Annotated in this window: 13 protein-coding genes; 3 read left to right on the forward strand and 10 right to left on the reverse strand. The window is 77.7% G+C overall.

Annotated features, from left to right (window positions below; genetic code table 11):
• Positions 1–17: 17 nt before the first annotated feature.
• On the reverse strand, positions 18–1,886 hold the full coding sequence (gene glmS, locus ACFPK1_RS23555) for a glutamine--fructose-6-phosphate transaminase (isomerizing) (RefSeq protein WP_378023384.1): 1,869 nt from the start codon (positions 1,884–1,886) through the stop codon (positions 18–20).
• Between the two features lie 107 nt (positions 1,887–1,993).
• On the opposite strand from glmS, the gene ACFPK1_RS23560 reads away from it, so the two are divergent.
• A complete protein-coding gene (locus ACFPK1_RS23560) occupies positions 1,994–2,875 on the forward strand; it encodes a dienelactone hydrolase family protein (protein ID WP_378023385.1) in 882 nt (293 codons plus the stop codon).
• On the opposite strand, the gene ACFPK1_RS23565 is transcribed toward ACFPK1_RS23560, so the two are convergent.
• The 9 genes from ACFPK1_RS23565 to eccCa all read right to left on the reverse strand — a co-directional run bounded on the left by ACFPK1_RS23565 (position 2,847) and on the right by eccCa (position 13,796).
• Positions 2,847–3,605, reverse strand: coding sequence for a hypothetical protein (locus tag ACFPK1_RS23565; protein WP_378023386.1), 759 nt, complete (start codon positions 3,603–3,605; stop codon positions 2,847–2,849). The two genes, ACFPK1_RS23560 and ACFPK1_RS23565, sit on opposite strands and share 29 nt — an antisense overlap.
• On the reverse strand, positions 3,602–4,060 hold the full coding sequence (locus ACFPK1_RS23570; protein WP_378023387.1) for a hypothetical protein: 459 nt from the start codon (positions 4,058–4,060) through the stop codon (positions 3,602–3,604). Before ACFPK1_RS23570 ends, ACFPK1_RS23565 begins: the two co-directional genes overlap by 4 nt.
• A 165-nt stretch (positions 4,061–4,225) precedes the next feature.
• On the reverse strand, positions 4,226–5,623 hold the full coding sequence (gene glmM, locus ACFPK1_RS23575; RefSeq protein ID WP_378023388.1) for a phosphoglucosamine mutase: 1,398 nt from the start codon (positions 5,621–5,623) through the stop codon (positions 4,226–4,228).
• Positions 5,623–6,258: a 30S ribosomal protein S9 gene (gene rpsI / locus ACFPK1_RS23580; protein ID WP_378023389.1), complete on the reverse strand. Its 636-nt coding sequence runs from the start codon at positions 6,256–6,258 to the stop codon at positions 5,623–5,625. The genes glmM and rpsI overlap by 1 nt, the downstream gene beginning before the upstream one ends.
• Complete coding sequence (rplM, locus tag ACFPK1_RS23585) at positions 6,255–6,698, reverse strand: 50S ribosomal protein L13 (RefSeq protein ID WP_378023390.1); 444 nt, start codon at positions 6,696–6,698, stop codon at positions 6,255–6,257. The genes rpsI and rplM overlap by 4 nt, the downstream gene beginning before the upstream one ends.
• A 173-nt stretch (positions 6,699–6,871) precedes the next feature.
• On the reverse strand, positions 6,872–7,168 hold the full coding sequence (locus ACFPK1_RS23590; protein WP_378023391.1) for a WXG100 family type VII secretion target: 297 nt from the start codon (positions 7,166–7,168) through the stop codon (positions 6,872–6,874).
• 44 nt (positions 7,169–7,212) lie between these two features.
• Complete coding sequence (locus tag ACFPK1_RS23595) at positions 7,213–7,587, reverse strand: WXG100 family type VII secretion target (protein WP_378023392.1); 375 nt, start codon at positions 7,585–7,587, stop codon at positions 7,213–7,215.
• A gap of 114 nt (positions 7,588–7,701) precedes the next feature.
• Positions 7,702–9,747 (reverse strand): type VII secretion-associated protein, encoded by a 2,046-nt coding sequence (locus tag ACFPK1_RS23600; RefSeq protein ID WP_378023393.1) that lies wholly within the window; start codon positions 9,745–9,747, stop codon positions 7,702–7,704.
• Positions 9,744–13,796 (reverse strand): type VII secretion protein EccCa, encoded by a 4,053-nt coding sequence (eccCa, locus tag ACFPK1_RS23605; protein ID WP_378023394.1) that lies wholly within the window; start codon positions 13,794–13,796, stop codon positions 9,744–9,746. The genes ACFPK1_RS23600 and eccCa overlap by 4 nt, the downstream gene beginning before the upstream one ends.
• 138 nt (positions 13,797–13,934) lie before the next feature.
• Between eccCa and eccD the strand changes: the two genes are divergently transcribed.
• Positions 13,935–15,446 carry a type VII secretion integral membrane protein EccD gene (eccD, locus tag ACFPK1_RS23610; protein WP_378023395.1) on the forward strand — a complete coding sequence of 504 codons (1,512 nt, stop codon included), beginning with the start codon at positions 13,935–13,937 and terminating at the stop codon, positions 15,444–15,446.
• Positions 15,447–15,475: 29 nt separating this feature from the next.
• Positions 15,476–16,495, forward strand: a 1,020-nt coding sequence (locus ACFPK1_RS23615) for a S8 family serine peptidase (protein WP_378023396.1), incomplete at its 3' end; no start/stop codon positions are given.

The following is a 16,495-nucleotide window of genomic DNA, read 5'->3' on the forward strand; positions in this document are numbered from 1 at the left end:
TTCGCTCACATGCCGCGCTACTCGACCGTGACGGACTTCGCGAGGTTGCGGGGCTTGTCGACGTCGTAGCCGCGGGCGCGGGCGACCTCGGCGGCGAAGACCTGCAGCGGCACGCTCGCCACCAGCGGCTGGAGCAGCGTGGACACCGCGGGGACCTCGATGAGGTGCTCGGCGAACGGGCGCACCGTCTCGTCGCCCTCCTCGGCCACCACGATCGTCCGCGCCCCGCGCGCCTGGATCTCGCGGATGTTCGAGAGCAGCTTCTGGTGCAGGATCGCGCGGCCCTTCGGCGAGGGCATGACGACCACCACCGGCAGGTCCTGCTCGATCAGCGCGATCGGCCCGTGCTTGAGCTCGCCCGCCGCGAAGCCCTCCGCGTGCATGTAGGCGAGCTCCTTGAGCTTGAGCGCGCCCTCCAGCGCCACCGGGAACCCGACGTGCCGGCCGAGGAACAGCACCGCCTTCGACGTCGCGAGGTCGCGGGCGAGCGCGCGGGTCGGCTCGACGACGGCCTCGAGCACCCGCTGCACCGCGACCGTGCTCGACTCGAGCTCGGCGTACTCCCGGGCGACCTCGTCGGCGTACTTCGTGCCGAACACCTGCGCCAGCGCCAGCCCGACCAGGTAGCAGGCGACGACCTGCGCGGTGAACGTCTTGGTCGCCGCCACCCCGACCTCGGGGCCCGCGTGGGTGTAGAGCACGGCGTCGGACTCGCGCGGGATCTGCGCGCCGTTGGTGTTGCAGATGGCCAGCACGCGCGCCTTCTGGTCGCGGGCGTGGCGCACGGCCTCGAGGGTGTCCGCGGTCTCGCCGGACTGGGAGATCGCGACGACGAGCGTGGAGCGGTCGAGCACTGGGTCGCGGTAGCGGAACTCGCTCGCGACCTCGACCTCGACCGGGATGCGGCACCAGTGCTCGATCGCGTACTTCGCCAGCAGGCCCGCGTGGTACGCGGTGCCGCAGGCCACCACGAACACCTTGTCGATGTCGCGCAGCTCCTGGTCCGAGAGGCGCTGCTCGTCGAGCACCACCCGGCCGTCGACGAGATGCCCGCGCAGCGTGTCGGCGAGGGCTGCCGGTTGTTCTTCGATCTCCTTGAGCATGAAGAAGTCGTGGCCGCCCTTCTCGGCGGCCTCGATGTCCCAGTCGACGTGGAAGGGACGCGTCTTCGCGGTCTCCCCGAGGAAGTCGGTGACGACGGCGCCCTCGGCGGTCAGCGTGACGATCTGGTCCTGGCCGAGCTCGACGGCGTCGCGGGTGAAGTCGATGAACGCCGCCACGTCCGACGCCACGAACATCTCGCCCTGGCCGACGCCCACCACCAGCGGCGACGACCGGCGCGCCGCGACGATCTCGCCGGGACGGTCGGCGTGGGTGATGACCAGCGTGAACGCGCCCTCGAGCCGGCCCACCACCGCGCGCACGGCGGCGGTCAGCCCGGCTGTCTCGTCCCCCTCCCGCCCCTGGGCGTCGAACGCCCGCGCCACCAGGTGCGCCGCGACCTCGCTGTCGGTGTCGCTGGTGAGCTCCACGCCGTCGGCCTCGAGCTCGGCGCGCAGCGCGGCGAAGTTCTCGATGATGCCGTTGTGCACGACCGCGACCCGGCCGGTGGCGTCCCGGTGCGGGTGGGCGTTGCGGTCGGTCGGCGGGCCGTGCGTGGCCCAGCGCGTGTGCCCCATCCCGGTGGTCCCCGCCGTCCCGTCCGCCGGCAGGACCGCCACCAGGTTGTCGAGCGGACCGGCCGCCCGGTGCACCTCGAGCCCGCCCCGGCCGTCCGCGATCGCGACCCCGGCGGAGTCGTACCCGCGGTACTCCAGGCGCCGCAGCCCGTTGACGAGGACCTCCTGGGCACCGCGCCCGCCGACGTATCCCACGATCCCGCACACGCGCCTCAGGGTAACGACGCACCGTGGCGGCTCCTCCGGCCCGGGCGGGTCACGACGGGCGGGTCACGACAGGCCGCGACCAGGCACCTCCGCTAGGTTCCCGGGCCATGGCGAGCGTGATCGGAGCGAAGGCCCTGGCGCCGAAGGCGGTGGTCGCCGAGCTGTCGAGGCCCGGCCCGTACCCCGTCCTGCGCGGCGAGCTGGCGCTCGTCGGCCTGCCCGGGGTGGTGTTCACGCCCGCCTCGGGCACCGCGCTGCCGGCCGTCGCGTTCGGGCACGACTGGCTGCAGCCCGCCTCCCGCTACCTGGGCCTGCTGCGCCACCTGGCGTCCTGGGGCATCGTCGCGGCCGCGCCGGACACCCAGCGCGGCCCCGTCGGCTCGCACCGCGGCCTGGCCCAGGACCTGCGCACCGCCCTCGGCGTCGTGTCCGGCGTCCGCCTCGGCGGCACCGCGCGGGGCGCCGCGGTCAGCGTCGACCCCCAGAAGCTCGGGGTGGCCGGGCACGGCATGGGCGCGGGCTCGGCCGTCCTCGCCGCCGCCGTCCCGGCCGCGGACACGCGCGTGCAGGAGGTCGGCGAGCCCTACTGGGAGGTCGGGCACGGCGTCGCCGTCCAGGCCGTGGCCACCATCGCGCTCACCGACACCCAGCCCTCGGCGGTCGAGGCGGCCCGCGCGGTCCACCTGCCCGGGATGCACCTCGGGTTCGGCCGGGACCTCGTCTCGCCGCCGGCCGCCGGCGCCGAGCTGCTCGACAAGGCCTGGGGCGGCGAGTCGTCGCTGCGCACCGTGAAGAAGGCCACCCACCTCGGGCTGCTCGAGGGCCGGCACTGGAGCGACGTCCTGCTCGACGGCAAGGGCGAGCCCGCGACGCGCACGCTGGTGCGGGCGCTGCTGACGGGCTTCCTGCTGCACCGCCTCGGCGGCGACGCGCGCTACGCCGCGGCGTTCGACGGGATCGTCAAGGGGACGGAGCCCGGCTCGGGCTGAGCGGGTCGCCCCCGCCCGCCGCGAGCCGCTCGCGGACCCGCGCCCCGGCCTCCCGCCCGACCGCGCGGCTGCGGCCCGCTGCCGCGAGGAACACGCGCGTGCGCTCCTCGAGGTCGGCCGCCCACGCGCGCAGCGCCGGCTCGGCCGCCGGGTCCCCGGCGCGCACGCGCCCGAGCAGCGCGTCCACCTGCGCGGGGAGCAGCCCGCCGACCGGGTCGGCCGGGCGGACCGCCGCGGCGCCGGCGGCGAGGTCGCGCACCGCGGCCGCGGTGTGCGCCGCGGCCACCTCGAACACGTCGGCGGTGTCGCCGAGCTCGGAGACCAGGCCGTGCGCGGAGCGCGCGAGCGCCGAGACCCGCTTCTGCACCGCGTCCGCCGACGGGCCCGCCCACGTGTCCCACAGCGGCCCGAGGTCCTCGGCCGTCTCGACGTGCTGGCGGCGCACCAGCGTCACGGCCTCCCGCAGCGCCTCGGCCTGGGCGGCGAGGGCGGCCGGGTCGGGCAGCTCGCGGGCCTCCGCGCCGGCGCGCCGGACCGTCGCCGGGTCGGTGTCGGGGCCCGCCGGGACGCCGCGCCACCGCGGGGGCAGCGCCGACCAGCGCGCCAGGTGTGTGGTCAGCACGCCGACCGCGGCGTCGACGGTGGTCAGCAGCGTCGCGCGGTCCGGGCCGGCGAGGTCGACCGGACCGGGAGCGGGCGCGAGCCGGAGCGGGCGCGCGGGGCGGTTCACCCGACGGGGCGCGGCACGCCTCGCGGACCCGCCGCGCTCGACCCGCCGGCGCCGTCGGGCGCGGGGTCGGCGTCGTCGGGGCCGGGGACGTCCGCGCCGGTGGTGGCCGGGGTCTGCGGGGCAGCTCCGGGATCGGCGGGGGTGCCCTGGTCGCTGCCCGCCGCCTGGAGGTGCTCGGCGAGGTCGCCGACCGCGCCGGCGTGGGCGCGCAGCAGCGCGACGGCCGAGAGCGTGCCGTCGGGGGCCTCGCCCTGCTCGGTGCTCAGGCGGTCGGCGAGGCGGTGCAGGTCGCGGGCGCGGCCGGTGACGGCCTCGACGACCTCGGGGAGATCCGGCGGCGGGCCGGGCTCGTCGGTGTCGTCGGTGTCGTCCGCCCCGGCGGTGTCGTGGCCGAGGTCGGCGAGCAGGTCGTCGAGATGACGGGCCGGGCCGTGAACGGGCGGGACCGAGTCCATCCGCGTCCTCCGCGTCCGGCCCGCGCCGAGGCGCGGGGCTGTGCCGACGTCCGCCAGGTTAACGCGTGGCGGCACGACGGTGGGCGGGAACCCGGTACCGGCGCGCCCGGACACGCGGGCACCTCGCCGCTGGTGACGACGCCACCACGGTGTGTGGTCGTCGCGTCAGCGGACGGTCGAGACGAGCCCCGCGAGACGGTCGGCGACCTCGCCGGCGACCACCTGGGTGGGCGCCTCGACCATCACGCGCACGAGCTGCTCGGTGCCCGAGGGACGCAGCAGCACCCGGCCCCGGCCCCCGAGCTCGGCCTCGGCGGCGGCGACGGCGTCGGCGACCTCGGCCGACGAGCCGACCGCGGCCTTGTCGGCGACCGGCACGTTGACCAGCACCTGGGGCAGCCGGGTCATGACCGCGGCGAGGTCGGCGAGGGTCCGCCCGCTCTGCGCCATGCGCGCCATCAGACGCAGTGCGGTGAGCAGCCCGTCGCCGGTGGTGGCGTGCGTCGGGAGCACCACGTGCCCGGACTGCTCGCCGCCCAGGGAGAACCCCCCGGCCCGCAGCTCCTCGAGCACGTAGCGGTCGCCCACCGCGGTGGTGCGCAGCGCGACGCCGGCGTCGGCCATCGCGAGGTGCAGCCCGAGGTTGCTCATCACCGTCACGACCAGCGTCGCGTCGGCCAGCTCGCCGCGCTCGAGCAGGTCGAGGGCCAGGATCGCGAGGATCTGGTCGCCGTCGACCACGCTGCCGTCGGCGGCGACCGCGAGGCAGCGGTCGGCGTCGCCGTCGTGCGCGATGCCCAGGTCGGCGCCCTCGGCGACCACCGTGCGGGCCAGCGCCTCGATGTGGGTGGAGCCGACGCCGTCGTTGATGTTCCAGCCGTCGGGCTCGGCGTGCAGGGCCGTCACCCGGGCGCCCGCGGCGGCGTACGCGCCGGGCGCGGCGGTCGACGCGGCGCCGTGCGCGCAGTCGACGACGACGTGCAGGCCCGCCAGCGGCGTGGGCGTCGCCCCGGCGAGGTGCTCGACGTAGCGGTCGAGCGCGTTCGGCAGGTCGCGCACCCGGCCGATGTCACGGCCGGTGGGACGGGCGCCGGGATCGGTCCCGCCGACCCGCGCCTCGATCGCGTCCTCGACGGCGTCGGGCAGCTTGTGCCCGCCGGCGGCGAAGAGCTTGATGCCGTTGTCGGGCATCGGGTTGTGCGACGCGGAGATCATGACGCCGAGGTCGGCGTCGAGCTCCGCGGTCAGGAACGCGACGGCCGGCGTCGGCAGCACGCCGACGCGCAGCACGTCCGCCCCCGCGGCGGCGAGGCCCGCGGTGACCGCGGCCTCCAGCATCTCGCCGCTGGCCCGCGGGTCGCGGCCGACGACCGCCACGGGTCGTGCCGCCGCGCCACGCCGACCCTCGGCGCGGGCGTGCTCGGAGAGCACGCCCACGGCCGCCGCGGAGACCGCGGTCGCCAGCTCGGGCGAGAGGTCGGCGTTGGCCAGGCCCCGGACACCGTCGGTGCCGAAGAGCCTGGGCCGAGGGGTCGAGCTCCGCTGCGCTGCGTCTCCCGCCATCAGCGCTTCGAGTACTGAGGAGCCTTCCGGGCCTTCTTGAGGCCGTACTTCTTGCGCTCCGTGGCCCGCGCGTCGCGGGTGAGGAAGCCGGCCTTCTTGAGGCCCGGACGGTCGTCGGGGTCGACCTCGACGAGCGCCCGCGCGAGGCCGAGGCGCAGGGCGCCGGCCTGGCCCGACGTGCCGCCGCCGGTGAGGGTGGCGTAGACGTCGAACTGCTCGGTGCGCTCGGTGACGACCAGCGGCTCGCGGATGAGCTGCTGGTGCACCTTGTTCGGGAAGTAGTCCTCGAACGCCTTGCCGTTGCAGACGATGCGCCCGGTGCCCGAGACGAGGCGCACGCGGACGATGGCCTCCTTGCGGCGGCCGACCGTCTGGACGGGCCGGTCGATGCCGGCGAACACCGGAGCGGCGGTCTCGCCGAAGACGTCGGCATCGGCGCCGTCCTCGTCGGCGTCGGAGCTCACGACGTCGGCGACGACCTGGTCGTCGGCGGGGTCGTCACCGGGCTCGTCGGTCGCGTCGACGGGCGTGCCGCCGACGGCGCCCTCGGGCAGGTCCGCCGCCTCGGCGAGCGTCTGCGCCGCGTCGTTGTCGGCGACCTCGGGGAGGTCGGTCGCGTCGTCAGGGGTGGTCACTGGCTCACCTGTCGAATCTCGTACGGCACCGGCTTCTGCGCGGCGTGGGGGTGCTCGGGGCCCGCGTAGACCTTGAGCTTGCTGCCCATCGCCCGGCCCAGCCGGTTCTTCGGGAGCATGCCCTTGATGGCCTTCTCGACCAGGCGCGCCGGGAAGCGCTCCAGCTCCTCGCCCACCGTGCGGGCCTTGAGCCCGCCCGGGTAGCCGCTGTGGCGGTAGACGAAGCGGTCGTCGCGCTTGCCGCCCGTGAGGGCGATCTTCTCCGCGTTCACGATGATCACGAAGTCACCGGTGTCGACGTGCGGCGCGTACGTGGGCTTGTGCTTGCCCCGCAGCAGCGTGGCGCTCTGGCTGGCCAGGCGGCCGAGCACGATGTCGGACGCGTCGATGACGTGCCAGGCGCGATCGATGTCGCCGGGCTTCGGACTGAACGTGCGCACGGAAGCTACCTCGTCACGGACGGCTGGGCGGGTCGGCTCGGGGCCCGGCCTGTGGAGGGGTCGAGCGGGGTCGAGCGGGGTCGTGCTCGCGCGGGACGAACACCGCGCAACGATCCTCCAGAGTACGCGCCGCCTCGCGGACGACGCCGACCACCCCCTGCGGGGGCAGCGCGTCACGCCCGGAACATCGCCCCGACCCCGGCCTCGGTCTCCATGTACTGCTGGGTGGCCTGGTCGGTGCGCCCGCGGATCTGCGCGAGCAGCTCCTTGAGATCGTTCCACGCCGCGTCGATCTGCTGCTGCTGCTGGCGGTAGAAGTCGGACGACGCGCCGTCCCACACGGCGAGCTGCCCCACCGCGGTGCGGACGTCCTGGAGCTGCGCCTCGATGGCCGCGTGCGAGCTGTTGATGTCCTGGCTCGCCTGCTGGAGCGCGCCGAAGCGGACCTTGATGTTGTCCGGGCTGGTCATGGTGTCCTCGTCTCCCTGGGTCTGCGGTCGGTGGTCGGGGGCGCTCAGCCCAGGGCGCTCGAGATGGTGCCGCCGCCCGGGGTGCCCGCACCGCCGGCACCGCCGGAGGGCCCGCCGGCGTCGCCGAGCACGTTGAGCATCGAGGCCGCCTCGGCCTCGTTCGCCGCGTAGCGGCCGGCGCCGGAACGCACCCGCTCCGCGATGCCGAGCAGCGCGTCGTTGATGCGCTTGGCGTCGATCTGCCAGCGGACCATCGTCCCCTGGAAGGCGGTGGAGCCCTGGCCCTGCCAGTCGGCGACCAGGGGCTCGAGCCGGCCCTGGAGCGACCGCAGCTGGCCCTGGAGCTCGCCGTTGATGGTCTCCAGCCGGCCGGCCACGCTGACCATGACGTCGGTCTGGGTGCCGAATCCTCCCGCCACGCCACACCTCCTCTCGTCGCGGAGCCCGCGGGCCCCGTGTGCTCGTTGCGGATCGAGCATGACGACCGCGCCCGGGGCGTGGTGGCCGTTTCGGAGAAGTCGCGGGAAGTCGCCTCAGCCCGTCGGTTCGAGGGTCTCCACGACCTGCGCGCAGGCCGCGAGCACGCGGCGCGCCTCGGCGTCGTCGAGACCGTGCCGGCAGCCGACGCTCACCATCGACGGCGCGGACACCACGACGAACCAGTCGACGCGCACGCCGGGCGCGGGGTCCTGGCGGTAGCGGGCCACCTCGCGGTCGCCGAACTCGGTGCGCTCCTCGTAGCCCGACACCGGGTCCCCGCCGGCCCGCGCCGCCTCGTACTGCCCGGCGAGCTGGGCCCGGGCGCGCGCGGGGTCCGCCGCGCTCGCCGGGTCGAGCGGGTTCTCCTGGACGGCGACCAGGTCGGTGCCCCGCGGGGCGCCCGCCGGCCGCAGCAGCAGGCGCCGGGCCCCGGGGTCACCGCCCGCCTCGACCCAGCCGATCGGGGCGACGAAGGTCTGCCCGCCGACGACGACCGTGGTGCCCGACGGGCCCTGCAGCGCCCGGACCCCGAGCACCACGCCGGTGACCAGCGCGAGCACGGCCAGCAGGGCGACGATCACCGCGCCCACGCCGACGCGTCCCCGCGCGGGGGGCGGGCGGCGGGCGGGCAGGTGCCGGCGGGCGGGCAGGTGGCGCGGCGGGTCCGGCACCGGCTCGACGAGGTCGGTGTCGTCGACGGGGTCGGCCGGTGCCGTGAGGTCGTCGTCCCCGTGGTCGTCCCCGTCGTCGTCCCCGTCGCCCACCCGGCGCACCGGCACCCGCACGTCCGTGTGCTCCGGCGAGGTCGGCGTCAGCCAGGCCGGGACGTCGGCCGGGGCGCCCAGGTCCTCGGTGCGCTCCCCCGGCGCCGGCGGCAGCGGGGCGGTGGGCGGGTCCAGGAGCGGCCCCGAGCGCGGGCCGGCGTACCCGGCCGCGACCGCGGCGACGGCGGCCGCCGGCACCCTCGCGCCCCCGCGCCGGGTCGCCTCGTCCTCGCGCACCACCACCAGCGCGCCGTGGGCGACGACCGACCGCGGCTCGGTGGCCACGGTGGCGGGCACGCCCAGCTCGCGGTGCACGAGGGCCGCGAGCAGCGGGATCCGCGCGCCGCCACCGGTCAGCCGCACCCCGTCGAGGTGCTCGGGCCCGGTGCCGGCGTCCGCGAGGGTGTCGGCGAGCAGGTCGACGACGCCGCGCAGCGCCGGGCGCAGGACCTCGGTGAGCTCGCCCCGCGACAGCCACGCCGCCGTGACCCGCCCGGGCAGCGGGACCGCCGCCTGCTCGGCGTCCGAGAGCTGCTCCTTCGCCGCGCGCACGTCGTCGAGCAGCACCTGGCGGTGGCGCCGGTCGGCGAGCGTGGTCCCGGCGACGACCTCGCGCACGCGGTCGGTCTCGCGGTCGTCGGCGTCCGGGTCGTCGCCCAGCGAGGTGAGCAGGTGGCCGAGCAGCAGCTCGTCGGCGTCGTCGCCGCCGAACCGGTGCTCCTCGCGGCGGGCGAGCAGCCGCGCGCCCCCGCAGCGGCCCGGCACCGGGGCCAGCACGGCCGCCGACGCGCCGCGCGCCCCGAGGTCGAGCACGGCGACCGGCCGCGGGCGCGCCGTCTCCCGCGGGCGCAGCCACGTCGCGTGGGCGGCCGCCGCGACCGGCTCCGCGACCAGCGTGAGGTCCTCGGCGAGCCCCGACCCGGCGCGGCGCAGCACCTCGCGGCGCCCGGCGTCCCAGCCCGCGGGGTGGGACAGGACGAGGTGGCGGGGCCGCCCGCCGCGCAGGAGCGGCCCGGCGCGGTCGAGGACCCCGGCGAGCACCGCGCCCCACGCCTCGGAGACCCCGACCACGCGGGTGCCGAGCAGCAGGTCGGGCTCGTCGACGCGCAGCCGCGGCGTCGGCTCGTAGCGCGACGGGTCGGTGGGCGCGAGGCGCCGGGCCGCGGCGCCGACCACGAGCGCGGTGCCGTCGGCCGGCGCGAACACCGCGGCGAGGTCGTTCGCCAGGTCGGTGGGGTCGACCGACTCGACGGACGGCTCGGTCGGGCCGGTGTCGACCGCCGCCGCCACCGTCGTCACGCCCAGGTCGATCGCGACGACCGGACCGTCGCTCACGCGTCCTCCGCGGCGGCGTCCGGCACGGCCGTGATCGGCGGATCCGGGTCGCGCCAGCCCACCTGCACGAGGCGCTCGCCGTGCCGGCGCGAGACCAGCCAGCCGCGTCCCGGCGGCTGCGGACCGGGCCGCACGGTGCCGAGCAGGACGCCCTCGTCGCGGCTGCCGCTCATGATGATCCCGGGCGAGGACAGCTCGCGCAGCCGGGCCAGCACCGGCTCGAACAGCGCCCGCGACGCCCCGCCGGTGCGCCGCGCGACGACGAGGTGCAGGCCGACGTCGCGGGCCTGGGGCAGCAGGTCGAGCAGGGCGGTCAGCGGGTTGGTGGTGGCGCCGGCGACGAGGTCGTAGTCGTCGACCAGCACGAACACGTCGGGCCCGGTCCACCACGAGCGCGCCCGCAGCTGCTCGGGGGTGACGTCGGGACCGGGCAGGCGGCGCTGCAGGGAGCCGACGAGCTCGCTCATCGCCTCGGTGAGCGCCTGCGCCGAGGACGTGTAGGAGATGAGGTGCTCGCTCGCCACCGCGCCGAGCAGCGAGCGCCGGTAGTCGACGATCATCAGCCGCGCCTGGTCGGGCCGGTACCGGGTGACGATCTGGTGGGCGAACCCGCGCAGCAGCGCCGTCTTGCCCGACTCCGCGTCGGCGAAGCACACGAAGTGCGGGTCGGCGGCGACGTCGAGCACCACCGGCGCGAGGCGCTCCTCCGACAGGCCCAGCGGCAGCAGGTGCGGGCGCCCCTCGTCCGGGCCGGGCAGCGACTCGACCCCGACGCGCTCGGGCAGCAGCCGCACCCGCGGGGCCCCGGTGCCGCCCCACGCGGCAGCGACGCGGGTGACGAGCTCGCCGGTGGCGCGCCCGAGGTCCTCGGTCTCGGCGACGCCGTCGAGGCGGGGCAGCGCGGTGAGCACGTGCAGCTTCTCCCGCGACAGCCCGCGGCCCGGCCGCCCGGCGGGCACCACGGCGGCGACGCGGCGGTCGAGCTCGGACTCCGACGGGTCGCCGAGGCGCAGCTCGAAGCGGGTGCCGAGCAGGTCCTTGAGCGCCGGGCGCAGCTCCGCCCAGCGGCTGGCGGAGATGACGACGTGCACCCCGTACGACAGCCCGGCGGTGGCCAGCGAGATCACCGTCTGCTCGAGCGCCTCGTGCTCGCTGCGGAACGCGTGCCAGCCGTCGACGACGAGGAAGACGTCGCCGAGCATGTCGCTGCCGCCGGTCCCGGGGGCGAGCTCGCCGCGGCGCCGCCGGGCCCGCAGGTCGGCCATCGACTCGAGCCCCGCCTCGCGGAACCAGCGCTCGCGGCCCGCGAGCAGCGCCGCGACCTCGGCCACGGTGCGGCGCACGAGGTCGGGCTCGCCGCGCCCGGCGACCGTGCCGACGTGGGGCAGCCCGGCGAGCCCCGCGAGCGTGCCGCCGCCGAGGTCGACCGCGTAGAACTGCACCTCCGCCGGGGTGTGGGTCAGCGCCGCACCGGCGATCAGCGTGCGCAGCAGCGTCGACTTGCCCGACTGCGGGCCGCCCGCCACCACCACGTGCCCCGCGGCGCCCGCGAGCTCGGCCCACAGCACGTCGCGGCGCTGGTCGTAGGGCCGGTCGACGATGCCCACCGGCACCGCGAGCGCGCCGTTGGCGGGGAACCCGGGCGCGGTGAGCCCGCGGTCGGGGGTCGCGGTCAGCGGCGGCAGCAGCGCGTCGAGGGTGGCCGGGTCGGCCAGCGGCGGCAGCCACACCTCGTGCGCGGGCGGGCCCTGCCCGCGCAGCCGTTCGACGACGACGTCGAGCACCGACGGGGTGCCGCTGCGGGGCCCGATCACCGCCGGCGGGCCGGCCGCGGGCACGTGCCCGTTGCTCTCCAGCACCGTCGGCGCCGCCGGCTCGACCCACTGCGCCGAGAACGGCCGCGGGCGCATCTCGCGGGGCAGCGGCGACGCGTCGGGCACGACGCGCTCGGCCGCACGGTGCGGCGCCGACACGTAGCCCGCCTTGAACCGGATCATCGTCGACGACTCGACCTTGAGGTAGCCCGAGCCGGGCACCGCCGGCAGCTCGGCCGCGTCCGCCACCCCGAGCACGGCCCGGGAGTCCGACGCCGAGAACGTCTTGAGCCCGATCCGGTACGACAGGTGCGAGTCGAGGCCCCGCAGCCGGCCTTCCTCGAGGCGCTGCGAGGCGAGCAGCAGGTGCATCTGCAGCGAGCGGCCCAACCGCCCGATCGCGACGAACAGCTCGGCGAAGTCGGGCTTCTGGCTCAGCAGCTCGGAGAACTCGTCGACGACGACGAACAGCGTCGGCAGCGGCTCGAGCGGCGCGCCGTTCTCCCGCGCGCGCTCGTACTCGGTGACGTTGGCGAGGTTGCCCGCCGCGCGCAGCAGCTCCTGGCGGCGCTGCATCTCGCCGGCCAGCGCGTCCTGCATGCGGTCGACGAGGCTCAGGTCGTCGGCCAGGTTGGTGATCACCGCGGCGACGTGCGGCGCCGGCGCGAGGCCCGCGAACGTGGCGCCGCCCTTGAAGTCGACGAGCACGAGGTTGAGCGCCTCGGACGAGTGCGTGGTGATCAGGCCCAGCACCAGGGTCCGGAGCAGCTCCGACTTCCCGCTGCCCGTGGCGCCGACGCAGAGCCCGTGCGGGCCCATGCCCTCCTGCGCCGCCTCCTTGATGTCGAGGTCGACCGGCTCGCCGTCCGCCGACACCCCGAACGGCACGCGCAGCCGGTCGCGCAGCGGGCGGGGACGCCAGGCGCCGGCGACGTCGAAGGTGTCCGGCTCGCCCTCGACCCCGAGCAGCTCGAGGATGCCGGGGCTGGTGAGCAGCGGCTCCTCCTCGCCCGCGCCGACCGCCGGGGTGCGGCACGGGGCGAGACGGCGCGCGAGGGCCTCGGCCTCGGCGGCGCCGAGCGCGTCGGGGCGCCCGAACCACTCGACGCCCTGCCGCCCGACCGCACCGATGCGCCCGTCCCCCTCCGTGTCCAGGACGAGCCCCAGCCCGCGCCGGGAGGTCAGCGTGCCGAGGGTGTCGGACAGGTCGATCAGCGTGACCGCGCCCAGGCCCTCCTCGAGCAGGATCTGCTCGGAGCCCAGGACCTCGGCGTCCTCGAGCACCACGACGACGTGGCGGGTGTCGGCCGCGGGCGCCGCGCCGCGGGTGAACCGGCCCCGCCCGGCCAGCTCCGGGGCGAGCCACGACTCCACGGCGGCCAGCGACGACGTCACCATCCGCACCGGCCCGGCGCCGTCGGACAGCCGCGGGTGCGCGACGTGCGGCAGCCACTTCACCCACTCCCACTCCGCGCGCGCCGGACCGGTCGCCGCCACCGCGACGACCAGGTCGTCCGGGCTGTGGAAGGTCACGAGCTGCGCCACGATCGCGCGCACGAGGCCCCGGCGGGCCTCGGCGTCCCCGCCGGCCACGGCCACCGACGCGAAGGCGCGCAGCGACACCGCGGTGGGCAGGTCCGGGACGATCGAGTGGGTGCGCACGAACCGGCGCAGCGCGACGGTGGCCACCGGCTCGAGGTCGTCCACCGGGCCCGTCTGCGGCGGCACCAGGGCGGTGGCGAGGCGCTGCGAGCCACGGCCGACCCGCACGTGGGCGAAGTCGGGGTCCGCGGGCCGGCGCTCCCACATCCGCGCGCCCCGCGCGAGCCCGACCAGCGTCGCGGGGTCGGGGTGGGTCCACTCCAGGGCGCGGCGCTGGTCGACCGCGGTGTCCCGCGCCCGGCGGCGCATCTGCGCGAGGTAGCGCAGGTAGTCCTTGCGGTCCTCGTCGGACTCGGCCCGCCGCTGCGCGCCGCCGCGGGTCACGCCGCCGGCGACCATGCCCAGCGTCGAGAGCGCGAACATGCCGCCGAAGAGCCACGACGTCGGGTTGTCGACGCCGATGACGACGATGAACCCGAGCGAGCCGACGACCATGAGCAGCGGCAACAGCCGCAGCAGCGGCGAGGTCGGCGTCACGCGGGGGATCTCCGGGGGCGCCTCGAGGTGGACCTCGCCGGAGGGCACCTCGGGCGGCGCCAGCCGCGCGGCGCGCCGGAAGACCCGTGTGCCCACCGCCCGTCCCCCGTTCCCCCGATCGCACCACCCCACCCCGTCGGTCCGGCCATACTAGGGAGCCGCGGGCCGCCCCGGGTCCGTCTCGACGAACCGCCCGAGAGATCCTCGCGCAGATCTCCGACGCGGGAGGAGCGCATGACGAGCACCGCCCGGACCGGCCGTGACGCGGCGCTGCCCGGACGCCGTCCCGCGGGCGACGACGACCGGCTCTCGCTGCCGTCGGGCGCGGTGGCCGCGGCGAGCCGGGTGTCGGTCCTCGCGCCGCGCACCCGGGTCGACGTCGCGCTCCCGCCCGACGTGCCGCTGGCCGACCTGCTGCCCGTGCTGCTGGACATGACCGGCGAGTCCGCCCGGGGCTCCGGCGCCGGCTGGACGCTGGCGCCGCTGGGCCAGGGCCCGGTCGACCCGGCGCGCACCCTGACCTCGCTCGGCGTGCTCGACGGCGACCAGCTCGTGCTGCGCCGCCGCGCCGACGCCGCCCCGCCGCCCCTGTTCGACGACGTCGTCGACGCGGTGGCGGAGGCGACGCCGGCGAGCTACCGGGCCTGGGGACCCGGGATCGCTCGGGTGCTCGGGCTGTGCGGGCTCGCGCTCGGGCTCGCGGGCGCCGTGCTCGCCCTCGTCGTGGTCGGGCGCGCGCCGGGCACCGCGGGCGGGCTCGGCACCGCGGCCGTCGCCGGCGTCGCGGCGCTCGGTGCGCTGGCGCTCGCGGCCGTGTGCACCCGGGTGCTCGACGAGACGGGCGCGGGGTCGGTGCTCGCGGCCGGGGCGGTGGCGCTGGCCGCGGTCGCCGGCGTCGCGGCGGTCCCCTGGAGCGCGCCCGGGCCGCTCACCGCCACCGCGGACGCGCCCCAGCTGCTGCTCGGCGCCGCCCTCGCCGCCGCGGTGGCCGCCGCATGCCTGCTCGCGCTCGGCCGCGCCGGACGCACCGGGGTCGCCGCGCTGCTCGGCGCCCTCACCGCCGCCGTCCTGGTCGTGCTCGCCGCGGGCGTCGCGACGGTCGTCGACGCGGGCGACGCCGCCGGGATCGCGGCCGGGGCCGGCGCGCTGGCGCTCGTCGCGTCGGCGCTGCTGCCCCGCACCGGCATCGCGCTCGCCCGCCTCCCGCTGCCCCGCGTCCCGGGGTCGGCCGAGGAGCTCGCCGACGACCCCGGTGTCGCCGAGCACGCCGACATCGAACGGCGCGCCGACCGCGCCCACGCCGCCCTCTCGGGACTGGTCGTGGGGTGCGGGGCGGTCACCGCCGGCGCGGTCGCGGTGCTGGCGCTCGCGCCCGTCGGCGGGTGGCGCGGCGTCGCCGGCTGGGTCCTCGCCGTGCTGCTCACCGCCCTGCTCGCGCTGCGCTCGCGCACCTACGCCAACGGCGTGCAGGCGGTCGCCCTGCTGGTGTGCGCGCTGCTGGCCGGCGCCGGCCTGGTGGTCGGCTGGCTGCTCGTCGCCCCGCCGCTCGTGGCGCTGCTCGCCGTACCCGCCGTGTCGCTCGCGGCGGGGGCCGGCGCGCTCGTGCTGGGCGTCGTCGTGCCCCGGCGGCGGTTCTCGCCGGTCGCGCGCCGGGCCGTCGACATCGCCGAGGCCGTCGGGATCGCCGCGGTGCTGCCGGTCGCGCTCGCGGTCATGGACCTGTACACCGCGATGCGGCTGCTGTGAGACGCCGTGCCGCCGGAGCCGCTCTGCTGATGGCCGCCCTCGTCGCGCTGCCCGCCGCCGCGCCGGCGCCCACGCGCGCTCCCGTGCCCCCGGCGCCCGACCCGGCCGCCCTCGCCGTGCTCGACCCCGCCGCCGACGCCGTGCCCGGCGCGCGCCGCCTCGCGCCGTGCCCCGCGGCGCTGCCGCCGGCGCCGTCCGGGCTCGGGTTCGGCGACCTGCCTCCCGGCCCGGACCCCGCCGCCGCGTGGACCGGCGGCCGCGGCGAGGGCCAGACCGTGGCCGTGATCGACACCGGCGTCGCCGCGCACCCGCGCCTGGGCGACCGCGTGGTCGACGGCGGCGACTTCGTGGCCGGCGACGCCGGCACCGACGACTGCGACGGGCACGGCACCGCGGTCGCCGGGGTCCTCGCCGCCGGCCCCGCGCCCGGCGACCTGCTCGTCGGCGTCGCGCCCGGCGTCCGCGTGCTCGCGGTGCGCCAGACCAGCGCCTTCTACGGCGCCGACGGACGATCGGGGCTGGGCGACGTCACCACGCTCGCCCGGGCCGTGCGCCACGCCGCCGGCACCCCGGGCGTCGGGGTGCTCTCGCTCGCCCTGGCCGCCTGCCGCACCCCCGGCCAGGTCGCCGACCCCGCCGACGCGCCCGCCCTGGGCGCCCTGCGCGCGGCGGTGCGCGACGCGGTCGACCGGGGCGTCGTGGTCGTCGCCGCCGCGGGCAACACCGGTCCCGGCTGCCCGCCCAACACCGGGACCGGCGTGGCGAGCATCCCGGTGCCCGCCTGGTTCGGCGACGACGTCCTGGCGGTCGGCGCCGTGGACGACGCCGGCGCCCCCGACCCGTCATCGCTGGCCGGCCCCTGGGTCGACATCGCCGCCCCCGGCCGCGCCCCGTCCTCGCTCGCCGCGCGCGGCGGCGGGCTCACCACCGCGCTCGCGGCCCCGGACGGCGCGACCGCGCCCCTGGTCGGCACCAGCTTCGCCGCCGCCCGGGTCGCCGAGGGCGCCGACCTGCTGCGCGCCCGCGACCCCGCGACGCCGGCCCGCGAG

This window comes from Actinomycetospora rhizophila (assembly GCF_042657905.1).
In the GTDB taxonomy this organism is placed as follows: domain Bacteria; phylum Actinomycetota; class Actinomycetes; order Mycobacteriales; family Pseudonocardiaceae; genus Actinomycetospora; species Actinomycetospora rhizophila.